At 59.8% G+C, this 12845-nt stretch carries 9 protein-coding genes and 1 pseudogene; 5 read left to right on the top strand and 5 right to left on the bottom strand.

Annotated features, from left to right (window positions below; all coding sequences use genetic code 11):
* From IPM54_12880 to IPM54_12865, 4 genes are all read right to left on the bottom strand, one after another.
* Nucleotides 1–1502: right-handed parallel beta-helix repeat-containing protein (locus tag IPM54_12880; protein MBK9260699.1), on the bottom strand; the 1502-nt coding region annotated here is incomplete at its 3' end.
* 284 nt (nt 1503–1786) lie between these two features.
* On the bottom strand, nt 1787–2200 hold the full coding sequence (locus IPM54_12875) for a tetratricopeptide repeat protein (GenBank protein MBK9260698.1): 414 nt from the start codon (nt 2198–2200) through the stop codon (nt 1787–1789).
* Nucleotides 2179–5916 (bottom strand): AAA family ATPase, encoded by a 3738-nt coding sequence (locus IPM54_12870; protein MBK9260697.1) that lies wholly within the window; start codon nt 5914–5916, stop codon nt 2179–2181. Before IPM54_12870 ends, IPM54_12875 begins: the two co-directional genes overlap by 22 nt.
* Nucleotides 5913–7262: a sigma 54-dependent Fis family transcriptional regulator gene (locus IPM54_12865; protein ID MBK9260696.1), complete on the bottom strand. Its 1350-nt coding sequence runs from the start codon at nt 7260–7262 to the stop codon at nt 5913–5915. The genes IPM54_12870 and IPM54_12865 overlap by 4 nt, the downstream gene beginning before the upstream one ends.
* 315 nt (nt 7263–7577) lie before the next feature.
* Between IPM54_12865 and IPM54_12860 the strand changes: the two are divergent.
* The 5 genes and pseudogenes from IPM54_12860 (at nt 7578) to IPM54_12840 (ending at nt 11755) form a co-directional block, all read left to right on the top strand.
* A pseudogene (locus IPM54_12860) lies at nt 7578–8460 on the top strand (hypothetical protein).
* Between the two features lie 322 nt (nt 8461–8782).
* Entirely contained in the window at nt 8783–9352 is a 570-nt protein-coding gene (locus IPM54_12855; GenBank protein MBK9260695.1) for a serine/threonine protein kinase, read from the top strand.
* Between the two features lie 75 nt (nt 9353–9427).
* Nucleotides 9428–9718, top strand: a complete 291-nt coding sequence (locus tag IPM54_12850; protein MBK9260694.1) for a hypothetical protein — start codon at nt 9428–9430, stop codon at nt 9716–9718.
* Nucleotides 9719–9797: 79 nt separating this feature from the next.
* Nucleotides 9798–11105, top strand: coding sequence for a hypothetical protein (locus IPM54_12845; protein ID MBK9260693.1), 1308 nt, complete (start codon nt 9798–9800; stop codon nt 11103–11105).
* Between the two features lie 41 nt (nt 11106–11146).
* The gene (locus tag IPM54_12840) at nt 11147–11755 is read left to right on the top strand and encodes a hypothetical protein (protein ID MBK9260692.1); all 609 of its coding nucleotides are present in this window, start codon (nt 11147–11149) and stop codon (nt 11753–11755) included.
* 4 nt (nt 11756–11759) lie between these two features.
* Here IPM54_12840 and IPM54_12835 read toward each other — a convergent pair whose 3' ends face one another.
* Nucleotides 11760–12830, bottom strand: a complete 1071-nt coding sequence (locus IPM54_12835) for an alpha/beta fold hydrolase (GenBank protein ID MBK9260691.1) — start codon at nt 12828–12830, stop codon at nt 11760–11762.
* Nucleotides 12831–12845: the final 15 nt, after the last annotated feature.

Raw genomic sequence — 12845 nt, 5'->3', positions numbered from 1 at the left:
CGCATAGATCCCATGCCGCCATTGTTTTCAAATAGACTCGCTTGAACATGGGTATCGGCAATTGTGCTGCCCATTTTGGTACCAGCCATCATGTACAAGCCGTACCCTTGCTGATTGCTTATGATCGTTTCATCGAGCACGAGGCTGGACGCCGTTAGCTGAACGCCAGTGTACTCATTATCCTCGAAGATGGATCCGCGCATGTTAACCTGTGACCGTTCGACCTTTTTTCCGTGTACTACCTCGTAGATGGCCATGCCTATCGAATGTACGCTGGGGTACGGAAGCCGTGTATTCCGAATGATGGTCCCTTTGAGTTCGGCAGTTGAGCCGGCCACTTCCATGCCTGCTTTTTCGCTGCCGTCAATAACGGAAGCAGCGATGTTCGCATCGGAGCGACCATTCTGATACTCGAGCACCACGCCCGTCGCGCGTTGCAGATGGTTCAGCCTGGTTCCTAGGACCATTGTGGTATCGATTGCTGCGTACGAATTAGATACCCGAATCCCAAAGTAACTATTGTGTGCGAGCACTGCCTGGCTCATTGTTAGGGCGGCACGTTCCTTCGTATTGATGTTGACATCAGCAAGAATACCGCCTCGTTGGCAATCACGCACGACGCTTGACTCGACGCTGGCGTCGGATCCCTGAATGTGTACGCCGATTCCCGGAAATCTTTCGATGAGCGACCTACGCAATGTCAAACCGCCCCGCAGCATGCTCTTCATGCTGTCTATGACATTAATGCCGCGAGCGTCGAATTGAGTTGGCTGCACGTCGCGCACAGCGATCTCCGTGGCGGTCGTAAGCGCCCCGAAGGTGAGCAGACCGGTGCCGTGCACTTTCTCGATGAGGGACCTGCTCAATTGGATGGATGCCGGCTTGGGCAATTTGGGAGGCACATGGAGTCCTTCTCGGTGTGTGTCATGAATCCACACTCCGCGGATCACGACGTCATCCGTTTCGCGTATATCGATTCCCGTCGACTGTCCCGTGATCGCGACATTGTTGACCTGAGCTGAATCCGAATTGTCAATGATGATCGAGGCGGCGTTTCCCGTTCCGGTCACGGTTACCTTCTTCGGACAAACTCCCCACAACTGGACGGACCTATCCTTGATGAGCAGATTCTCGTAATACGTCCCCTCCGCCACCGCCACGACCGCCCCCGGATCGGCCGCATCAATCCCCTCCTGAATCGTCTTCCACGGCCTTTCCTTCGTTCCATCGCTATCATTCCCGGCGTACGCGCCATCCACGAATTGCGTCGTTTCATCCACCGGTATGTCGCCCCACTTCCCCTCGCCGCACGGCGCCACCTCCCGGCACTCCGTTTCCCCCGGCACCGCCATCAATCCAAACGGACATGCTTCCGCCGGCAGAATCGCATTGCATCCCATCTTCCCATCCGGCTCGAAACCCTCCCCGCACATCTCCGGCGGCACGCCCGCGGGCTGACACCTGCCATCGGCCAGCTCCAACTCGCCCGGCTGGCATTTCATGTCCAGCGGCAAACCCGCGGGCTGACATCTTCCATCGTCGAGCAACAATTCGCCTGGCGAGCATTTCATGTCCAGAGGCAATCCAGCGGGTTGACAGTTCCCACTGTCATTTCTCCATTCCCCCGCCTCGCATTTCACCTCGGGCAACGCCGTGCTCATGCCATTTCGCTCGAGCTCGCAACTCGTCACGCACACGAGCACCAACATCAGCACGAACCATTGACGAAATACGCGTTGCCACATCATGACGAATCCCTTCATCCCCGCTGCGCGTCCACGCTCATTCACGACGCACCTCCGCGATGTTTTGCAATCGCTCCTCGCGCAGCCTCAATCGCATCGCTCCATCGCTGCGCATCCGTTTCGTGCGCGCGCGCCATCGCGCGTTCCAGCGTCGCAAGCGCGTCCGCCAAATACACGCGCCCCGTACTTTCCGCGAGCGTTACTGCGCGCTGTCCCGAGGCGAGCGCCGCTTCGATATCCCCCAATGCGAGCGACGCCTCCGCCATGTTCTTGTACATGTCCGCCAGGTCCGAGTGCGCGCCCGCTTTTTCACCAATCTCCACGGCACGCCTCGCGTGCTCCAACGCTTCCCGCGGCCGATTCAGCCGACGCTCGACCTCCGCCATATTCGAATGAGCCACGGCAATTTGATGTTGATCGCCCGCCCGCTCTTTCAAGCGCAAGGAATGCGCCATGACATCACGTGCCGCCGCCACCTCGCCTCGACCCAATAGTGCCCCGCAACACCATTCCACCCAACTCCCGCAAGGTGCGGGTGAGTCGATTCAGACACGGAACGAGCAGCTTGACGATAACATCGTTCCGCAGCAAACCATCGTCGCTTCGAATAATACGCGGTCGCGACGCCCAACAATAGATGCGCCAGGAGCTCTCCTCGCTGAGGCAGATCCCGAGGCAGCGCGCGACAACCGGCGATGCTACGTCGCGCCGTACGTAACGCTTCATCGGGCCGCAACTGCCGCCGATGCAAAAACGAAAGCAATGCATACATCGGCGGCACCTCCTCCATGAGGTTCACCTCTCGCGCAATGGCAATTGCACGCTCGACAGACGCAATCGCGTCCACCGTTTGTCCCTGCACCCTGTGAACGAGCGCGGCGTTGTAATCGATCCGTGCCCGCCAACGTCGCCGTTCATCATCGTCACCCACGCAATCGGCACGCCGCTCATATTGAGCCGCCAGCACCTTCGCACGAGCACACGCCTCGAGCGCCTCGTCGAGCCGCCCAAGACGCCGCAATGCCGCCGCCAAATCGAGCTCCACGCGAATGCGCACCGAGAAATCCGCGACCCGCCGGTCGTCTCCCGCCGGCATATCCGCTGGTGCAATTTGTGGGGGCTGACGAAGCAATTCGGATGCGCGTGACAAAAGGCTCGCCGCCGTAGCATGTTCGCCAAGCGCCGCGGAATGACTTGCCGCCCGAAGGTATGCCGCGACCGCTCGCGGCACGTCGGCTCCCCGATCGTAATGGTGCGCAATCATCGCCGCGCCGGCTGCGCCGCGTGAATTCGCCTCGAGCCAGTGCGCCACCTGCAAATGGAGGCGCTGGCGCACGCGCGAACGCAGCGCCTTGTAGGCGACTTCGTGCGTCGTCGCTTCGACGAACATGAATTCCCGCTCGCCCGGCACGCTCGCAGGTTCGCGACCCTTGATGATCTGTTTGCGTCGAAGCTCGACGAGCATTTCACCGACCTTTGCGTCGTCGCATTGAAAGACCGAAAGATGGTTGACAGCACCTTCCCAGAAGGTGCGTCCCACGACCGCCGCTCGCGATAGCACCATTCGAGTTTCCACGCCCAAACGGTCAAGTCGCTCCTGCACGATCCCCTGTACCGTGGCCGGAAGCGCAAGTGCATCCAAATAGTTTTGCCGGACAACCCAAACATCACCGTCCGTCGTGTCGATCGCCCCCGCGTCGAACAAGAGATGCAGCATTTCCTCGAGCACCAGCGGATTTCCCTCGGCACGCGCGACGAGCTGGTTTACGAGATCCGCCGGCAAGTCAGAAACACGGCTCAATCGATCGCGTACTATTTCTTCGAGGTGCCGGCGCGGCAAAATCGGCAATTGCACGATCGTATGCAGTCCGGTCGTGTCCTCATGCACCGCCGGCCGCCGCTCGAACGCCTCCGGTCGCGTCGCCGTGACGATGAAAACAGGAAGATCATCGACTCCGGAAAGCAATGCGTCGAGCAAATCGAGGCTCGCGTCGTCCGCCCATTGCATGTCGTCACATACCACGACAAACGGCAGCTTGCGCGCCGCGAAACGGCAAAGCCGACTCATGGATGCAATGATTCGCGTTTTCTCCGTGCGTGCAGAATCATCGGAGGGGCTCGCCCCGGAAACCGGTGCACGTGGCGGCTGCAATCCGACCACGATTTCCAGATCGTCGAGAATCGCGCCCATATCATCGAATTCGTCGCCCTCGTCCCACGCGAAACTCGATACGCTCCGTGAAACACGACTCTTCATGCGGAGCCACCGCAGCCCACTCGAAAGCCTCCGTCGTGCACGAGCAGCCGAGTCCTCTTCGCGAATACCAAAACGCCGCCGCAACATCGTCGCAACGAGCCCATACGTCGTCGATTGCGCCAAAGGCGAACCTTGGCCAAGCAGCATGAGAAACGTCTCGTCTCGATGAATGAGCGTCATGACGAATTCCGCAAGCAATCGACTACGACCAATCCCAGGCGGGCCAACCAGCGTGACTCGATGCGCGGTGCCCTCCGCAAGCATCGTTTCCAGCGATTCGAGCAAACGCTGTCGCTCAGCCTCGCGCCCGAAAACACGCGTCGGCATGCCGCGAAAGTCGCATGTCGTCACCGGAGCTCGCAACGGCACGACGCCCATAATGCGATACCCCGTTGGTGACTCTGTCATTGATTTCGCAGCATCCGCATGCAGCGGTGCCACGTTGAACAAGCCAATCAGCCGTCGATACGTTTCCGGACTTATCACAACCGAGCATCGCGGTGCAAGCTGCTCCATGCTGCGCGCAATGCGCACGGCATCACCTACCACTCGAACGACCGGGTTCGTCGACGTTACCGCGCATTCCACGAATGCGCGACCCGTACCGACGCCGATCCGCGGCCCAGGCACTGCAATCCGCAAGGAACGCACAAATCTCGCGCTCGACAATTCCTCCACCACACGCAATGCAGCCGTCACCGCACGCTCGGCATCGTGATCCGATGCGTTCGGAATGCCAAACGCTGCGACGATTCGTTCTCCAACCGATGGCTCGACGACACCACCAAGCTCCTCGACGATATGCGTCACCGCGCGCAAACACCTGTCGATCGATTCCTTGACATCCTCAGGGTCGATAGGTGTGCTGTGCGCAAGGATCCAGGTGAGATCCACCGTCAATACCGTACACACCCGATGCTCGCCTTCAGTGACGACTCCTGCCTCGATATGCGCAGCCGGCGTATTCGACTTTGCGCGCGTAGCCACCACCCCATTGCGAGCAGCCACCAGCGCAGACCACATTTCCCCGACGTTACCGAAGCGCCGCTCGCATCTTGGATCCAGCGCCTTGCGCAGTACTGCATCCACACGCGGACTGGCATCTTCGACGCGGGCGCGGGATGCCGCGTCGAGTGACGCAAAAAAGAGCTGCATGAAGTCTTGGCCTTCGAGCACTCTCCGACCCGTGGCAACTTCGATCACAATGAGGGCCATGGCGAATACATCCGTTGCAGGGCCCGGTGTTCCGTGACTCGAATCGAATTGCTCGGGCGCCCCGTATGCCGGAGAGAAGGCCGTGCGGGTTTTGCCTGTTTTGGTCATCGTTTCGGTTCGAGCAAACGTCGCAGCAACCCCGAAATCCAGTATTTTTAGCGTTTGTCCCGTGCCAGCGCGCGAAAAAATGAGATTGGAAGGTTTTATATCGAGGTGGCTGACGCCTTCTTCATGGGCGACCGTGAGTGCCTGCGCCGCTGGCGTAAGCATGTCAATGCTCGGGCCGATCCCTTGACGCGATTGCCCCGTACGACGCCGTTCGGCAAGAAACCGCTCGAGCGTGTCGCCATCGAGCCATTCCATGACCAAATACGGCGTGAGCGGACCTGCGGGAGACGATGCTGCCCCCATATCGAGCGCTTGTGCAATGCCCGCGTGCCGAGTGGAGAGCCGGTGTAAAAGGCGCGCTTCGGCGCGAAGTCGAGAAAGAAACGTTGCGCGCGTTCGTTCGTCCAGGTGTGTCGGGAGCTTCAGACACTTCACTGCAACGGGAACTTCGAGCGAGACGTGGTGCGCCCGGTACACGATGCCATAACCACCTTCGCCCGCTATGCGCTCGATGGCATATTGGCCGGCAATGGTTTGTCCCACCCAATGAAATGGATCCACGGGTCGGGTCTCCTCGAATGGCCAGTTCATGATGGCTGATCCCGGTGAACCCCGTATCGTTGCATGAGCCTGTGCATATGCGCGCGACCTACGCCTGCTGCCATTGCAGCGCGCGTCACGTTGTAACCGTGCCTTTTCAAGATTTCCTCGACATACGCCTTTTCATAGGCTTCCTTGAGATGCGCGAGGGCCGCGTCGAGCGGCACGTCGACGTCCACACCCAGTGCCGGAAGCGCGAATCGCTGTGCGGCGCTTTGCGCTGCAGCGGGAAACTCCGATAACTTCAGCGAAAGCATCAATTCCACTCGGTTTCGGAGCTCCCGCACGTTGCCGGGCCATGTCTCTGCCAAAAACTCATGGATTGCATCATCCGACAGAGAAGGCGGCGGACATTCCCCCTTTCGAAACGACGCCTCGAAATGGCGTACGAGCATCGGAACGTCGTCGAGTCGCTCGCGCAAGGGCGGCAGTCGCACGGGAACGACCGCCAAACGATAATAAAGATCCTCTCGAAAACGACCTCGCTCGACTTCATTGGCCAAGCTGCGGTTCGTCGCGCCGATGATTCGTACGTCCACGGGGATTGGATCATTGCTCCCCACACGCGATACCTTGCGCGCTTCGAGCGCACGCAGGAGCTTTTGCTGCATATCGAGAGGCAATTCGCCGAGCTCGTCCAAAAATAACGTTCCCCCATGCGCCGCCTCGAACTTGCCCACGCGTTCACGCACGGCGCCTGTGAACGCCCCTTTGACATGCCCAAACAGCTCGCTTTCGACGAGCGTCGCCGAAACTGCCGAACAATCGAAGACCACGAGAGGCTTACGTGCTCTGCTGCTCGCCACGTGAATCGCGGCAGCCGCTAGCTCCTTGCCCGTGCCCGTCTCGCCTTCGATCAATACGGTCGTATCCGTCGGAGCAATACGCTCGAGCAATGTGAAGACGCGACGCATGACCACGCTCCGACCCATCAACTGCCCGAAATGGTCGCGCGACGAAATTGGCAGCTCGATCATCTCTCGCGTCATTTTCAATCGAATCGCCGATGTCCCGAGCCCTATCGTCGAATCCGGCCGCGCATCCGCGTCACGCACGACCACTCCATCGACCGTGGTTCCATTACGACTGCCCGCGTCGACCACCCGCAGCCTATCGCCCTCGATGCGCAAAATGACGTGCTCGCGACTGACGGTCTGATCCTCCAAAACGAAGTCGCATTTTGAGCTGCTCCCGATCCTCACCTCCGGTCCCGCGAGCTCGACGACCCTGCCCGCCATCGATCCCCGCACCACCTCGATGCAGATCTTATGTGTTCGGAGCGCCACAGTTTGCTTGCCACCAGCATCGGCGGTTCTCGTCGACTCATCTCGGTACATGCGCCACGTCTATCAGCGTGCACACGAGCTGGCCAAAAAGTTTGCAATTTATGCAAGTTGCAATCGTACTAACAGTTTCTTCACATACATACTGTAATACAAACTTGTTAAATGTATTGTATATGACGACAGCGTATGCCTGCCTAGGCATGCAAGCATGGCTTTGCCTGTCGCGCGATACGCAATGTCGCGTAGTCCGGCATTTTCTGTGAGTGGTTGGTCCGGTGGTTCTACGCACCGGGCTGCGCAGTCTTCAGCGAGCTTGCTCGCCTGTAAAGTTTTGCAAAACCCCTCGCGCAGTGTGGGCGACGTGTTATTTGTACCCTCGTGCTGGCACTATTTCCCTGGTTTTCCGCGGGTCTTGCGGTCCTCGTCGTGCTCTTCGCACGGATCGTCCGTGGTCGTTTGTATGCCACCTTCGTCGGCGTGCTTCTGACGATTCATACGCTCATTGCCATTGCAATGGCGAAGGTATTCGAGCCCATCCTTCCCATTTACGCATTTCTTCATGCCGCCGTGTACGTGCACTTTGCGCTCCTCGCCGTGCCCAAAATGCGGCCCGTTTGGTACCGAGCGCTCGTCAGCGTGCCTGCCTCGTATTTTCACCGGGGACTTTTTGACCATGGAGTCCCACGAAGCTCGCGCGTCGCTTGCAAGGGCGCTCGAACCTCTGGCGCAGCTTCCGGGGCGAGTATTTGCGTGTCGCGGCAATCACGATCACGAAGCTCCCGAAACCGTCGCGGGAGCGATGCACGACATTGGCGCCACGCTGCTCATCGACGAAGAGCGCACGGTGGAAACACCCGCCGGGCCGGTCCAAATACTCGGTATCGATTTTTCATTTTCCCGCGACCGAGCACAACGGATGAAACGAGTTTTCGCTCGGCACCGCGCATTGAAGGAATGAAGCGCCTCGTGCTCTTGCATGATCCGGGTGCATTTCGGCACGTGCCCGACGGAGAAGCCGACTTGGTCTTCGGCGGGCATACCTGATGGTCAGCTCGGTCTTTTGGTGCTCGGATTGCCCCATACGTTCGTCAGCACGTTCACGCAGATTCCAGATCATGGCCTATGGGCTCTTGGACGTAATCGATTGTACGTGCATCGAGGGACCGGCCATTATGGATTTCCGCTTCGCGTCGGCGTGCCGTCCGAGGAAAGCCTTCTCCGCGTGCATTGGACATCGGACGAGCGGTAGTAGAGCGCCTCTGAATTGGGGAAAGGCAATTCGGGGGGTATGGGGCAGAGCAGTCGGCTCGTCTTTGGGTCGTAGACCCAAAAGACTCAAAGAGCCGCCTGCGAGCCCCCATCGTGACCAATCTCGCGAAGCGCGCGTCCCACGCGCGCGTAGCGAGCATACAAATCCTGCCCCGGTCTTCAACCCGACCCCGACCCAGCCTCGAACCCGCTTCCTTGCGCGACGAACCCATAGTAAGCTCTGCCCGGGCAATGTTGGGTGCTCAGCCTGGCACACTCCTGGTGGGGAAATACCGCATCGAGCGGCAGCTCGTAGCGGCGGCATGGGCGTCGTCCTCGAAGCGACGCATGTTGCGCTGGGCCAAACCGTCGCCGTCAAGCTGCTCAACGCCGAGCATGCTCGGTCGCCCGATGTCGTCGCGCGGTTCCTCCGCGAAGCGCGGATCGCAGCGACTTTGCCGTCGGAACACATCGCACGCGTCAGCGATGTCGGCATGACCGAAACCGGCGAGCCGTACATCGTGATGGAGCGTCTCGTCGGTCGTGACCTCGATGCCGAGCTTCACATGCGCGGCAAGCTTCCCATCGCGGAGGCCGTGGATCTCATGCTCGAAGCGTGCGAAGGCGTCGCCATGGCGCACGCATACAACCTCGTGCATCGCGACCTCAAGCCGGCAAATCTTTTTCTCGCCGAAAGGCCGCTGCGCCCGCGCGTGCTCAAAGTGCTCGATTTTGGTTTGTCGAAGGAAGACACCGGAAATCACGCAGGACTCACCGGCTCCGAGACCGTCTTCGGCACCCCGCAGTACATGTCGCCCGAGCAGATCCAAAGTGCGAGAAACGTCGATGCACGCAGTGATCAACACGCCCTCGGCATGATCCTCATGAAATGATCGCGGGCCAGCCGGCGTTTTCGGCACCCTCCGTCACCCAGCTCATCGTCGTCATCGCGACCCATCCTCCTCCGCATGTTCGAGTGGTTCGTCCTGACGCACCTGCCAAGCTCGACGAAGCCCTCGTGCGCGATGGCGAAACGCCCGGGGGATCGTTTTTCGGATTTGGCAGCATTTGCCGCAGCCATTGCCCCCTTTGGTGGATCCGACGCTCGCACGCGCGCCGAGCTCGTTGCTCGAGCGCTTGTCACGCCAAACGCTCATGTGGATCCCGAGCCGAGCCGGACGTCGCGCGCGCCGACGGACGAAGCACCACGTTGCCGCGGGATTTGCCGCGACCCGCGATGGAGACCCACTCGGCCCTGACCAGCTCCACGCGCAGCCTCGACGCGCACCGCGCTCGAGAAACAAACGCACGGCGATCATCGTTGCAGCGAGCGCCGTGGTGGCCGCAATCATCGTCGTCGCCCTCGTATTCGGCATGGGCGACGATGAACCGACGGTCGTTGCGGATAGCTCGTCGAGCTCGGCTGTCGCTGCAGCGCCCATCGTCGAAGCAGCGCCTCAGAAGACCGCCGCAGCGCCCACGGAAAGCGCGACTCCGGCGGCATCAGCGTCTGCTACGAGCGCGGCAAAACGTCCAAGACTCCGGCTGGCACCAGGCCTGTGCGACAACCCAAAGACTCGGTCAAAACTTCCGTGGAGATGTTTGGTGGTAAAAGGAAATAGCCTCGCCATCGTGCTTGCGTCGATGCTTGCGCTCGTGCCCCATGCAGCTCGCGCCGACGAGCCGCCTGCGGAAACGCCTCCCGTGGAAACGCCTGCGGAAACGCCTCCTCCGGAGATGTCCCGTGCGGATGCGTTGTTCCAAGAGGGCAAACAACTTTTGGAGCAAGGAAAGTTCCTCGAAGCGTGCGACAAACTCGCAGAGAGCGACGCGCTCGATCCTGCGATCGGCACGCTTGGATTGCTCGCGGCGTGTCACGAGCAGCAGGGGCGCACGGCGACGGCATGGCGTGAATACGGTGAGACGGCGGCGCGCGCCGAGGCCGTGGGCGATGAACGCGCCACGTTTGCCCGGGAACGTGTGAAGGCGCTCGAAGCCGAATTGCCGCGGCTGCTCGTGCGTTTGGCCAAACCCCATCCCAACGTGATGATCTATCGAAATGGCATCCGCCTGATGCCCGAAGATCTCGGCATCGTCGTGCCCGTTGATCCAGGCACGTACGAAATCGTCGTTCGATGGCCGGATAAACCGGAATTCCGTGCGACGCTCATCGCCACGTCGCGCAAGACCGCCGAGCTCGAAGTCCCCGATCCCGATCGAGTTGCGACGGCATCGACGGCGCCCGTTCGCCCAGACAAACCTGTGATACCGACTGCGCCTTCGCCGCAACGTATCGGCGCGATTGTGGCCGGTGGTGTGGGGCTCGTTGGTTTTGGCATGAGCGCCGCATTCGCCATCTCGGCCGCCAGCAAGAACAGCGCATCCATCCCGATTGAACAGTCTTGCGGTTCGGCGGCTACGTGTCAGAAGGGCAAGGAACTGCGCGAGCAAGCGTTTGCGGCGGCGACGGTGGCCAACGTTGGCTTTGGCATCGGCGTCGTTGGCGCCGGGACCGCGCTCGTGCTGGCCCTTTTGCCGAATCGATCTTCCACTTTGGCGCGAGAAAAGACCCAAGCCCAGCATGTTCAGTTCGTTCCATGGGCGGGGCGGGACGTTGCAGGAGCGCAGTTCGTCGGGCGCTTCTAAAAGTCTTGCCAAACGCCCCAATACGGGGAAGAATACTGAACATGCGTTCCATATTTTGCGTTGGCTGGGCGTTCGTGGCCCTTGCTGCAATGGCGGGGTGCGAGCAAGTTCTCGGAGTCGAACCGTGGGAGGATCACAATCGCGTAGACGAACCCGATACAGACGACACGCCGACGAGTAGTAGCAGCAGCAGTAGCAGCAGCTCTGGGGCGGCAATGACGTGCATCAATGGCGTACAAGACGGCACGGAAACCGGTGTCGATTGCGGCGGGGATTCATGTGACGTTTGTTCTGACGGACGTGGTTGCAGCATGGACTCCGATTGTCTGAGTAGCTACTGTCCGGTTTCGCGCGGGTATTGTATCTCGCTGAATGGTCGAGACATGTGCGAAGGCGCAGACCCGAACAATCCCCATTGCGCCGACTGCACGCAGAATGCGGCGGAATCCGACGTCGATTGTGGTGGAGATTGCTTGCCATGCCGCGCAGGTAAGGGCTGCACCAATGACGGTGAATGTTGGAGCGGCGTTTGCACGAATGGCGCGTGCGTTGCGGGAGCCAAGGGGACGCGATGCTTCTCGAATGCCGATTGCGCGAGCGGCTCGTGCGGCACGTTGGGATGCCCTATCGACGGCGCGTGCTGTCAATGACCAGTCACCGCCTTCTTTCCGCAAGCCACGCGAGGCCCGCATTGTAAATGATGTCGTGACCTCCTTGAAAAATCGTCACCGTCGACCCAAGGCTCGACCTTTCGAGGAGCACCTTGGCGCCCGCTTGCTCATAAAGCGGTCGTTTCCCTGAAAATACAAGCTCATGGGGCACGCGACGTGTTCGGTCGAGCTCCCTCAGTTGACCCTCCGGAATACGTTCGTTCGGTGATGCGAGATCATTGAATGCTCGAAGCGCATGGTTTGGCGGAACCAGATGATCCCAAATGCCCAAGCCCAAATAAACGGGAACTCGTCCGCGTGCATTCGACAAATATTGGCTCGGGCTTCGCCGCCGGCATTCCTTTTCTGCTGGGCTTCCCGGAATGGGCCGGCCACCGCAAGCTGCCGCGATCTCGCCCGCATAATGCCGTTCGGGCGACGTTTTTTGCATCCATTCGTACCAATCCACCAAATCATAAATCGGCACCCACGAAACCACACCTGCCCATATTTCGGGGTGTTTACCCGCCAGCACGAGCGACGTCATGGCGCTGCCCGAATAACCCACCAAATAAATGCGTGATGAATCGAACCGAGCGCGTTTTTTGGCGTATTCCACCGCATCGAGCACGTCTCCGAGGGAAAGCTCGGAGGCCACCGCTTCGGGTTTGCGATAAGGACCGCGATGATCCGGGTGAATGAGCGCCCAGCCATTTCGTTCGGCAAAAATGGCATAAGGAATGCCAATATTTTGCAAATAGTTTTCGCTCCAGCTATGCAGCACGACGAGCAGCGGCTTCGGCGAATCGCCCGTTGGAGTATAAAACAAGGCTTTTTGTATTGTTTTATCGAGGCTCGAACGAATGTCGACTTCTTCGATCCGGGGAACGCGTGTGCGCCATACCGATAGATCCTGCGCGCCAAATGGAAAGGGCCCACCCACGGCACGCGGATATTCCGGGACCAGCATCAGCAAAGGTTGCCCGGTCGTTATGGTTTCGCCACGAGCGGACGCCGGAAAAAGCACCGCAAATGTCAAAAATACGCTCACCAGGACGAACTTGATGGCCAGCATTCCACCATGCGCACG

This window comes from Polyangiaceae bacterium (assembly GCA_016715885.1).
Classification (GTDB): domain Bacteria; phylum Myxococcota_A; class Polyangia; order Polyangiales; family Polyangiaceae; genus Polyangium.
This window is presented reverse-complemented; position numbering and strand designations above follow the sequence as displayed.

Bases quoted from the DNA above. Each gene is read 5' to 3' on its own strand.
- IPM54_12875 (MBK9260698.1), bottom strand. From the start codon at position 2,200: ATGGCGCATTCCTTGCGCTTGAAAGAGCGGGCGGGCGATCAACATCAA.
- IPM54_12870 (MBK9260697.1), bottom strand. From the start codon at position 5,916: ATGAACTGGCCATTCGAGGAGACCCGACCCGTGGATCCATTTCATTGG.
- IPM54_12865 (MBK9260696.1), bottom strand. From the start codon at position 7,262: ATGTACCGAGATGAGTCGACGAGAACCGCCGATGCTGGTGGCAAGCAA.
- IPM54_12855 (MBK9260695.1), top strand. From the start codon at position 8,783: ATGGGCGTCGTCCTCGAAGCGACGCATGTTGCGCTGGGCCAAACCGTC.
- IPM54_12850 (MBK9260694.1), top strand. From the start codon at position 9,428: ATGTTCGAGTGGTTCGTCCTGACGCACCTGCCAAGCTCGACGAAGCCC.
- IPM54_12840 (MBK9260692.1), top strand. From the start codon at position 11,147: ATGCGTTCCATATTTTGCGTTGGCTGGGCGTTCGTGGCCCTTGCTGCA.
- IPM54_12835 (MBK9260691.1), bottom strand. From the start codon at position 12,830: ATGCTGGCCATCAAGTTCGTCCTGGTGAGCGTATTTTTGACATTTGCG.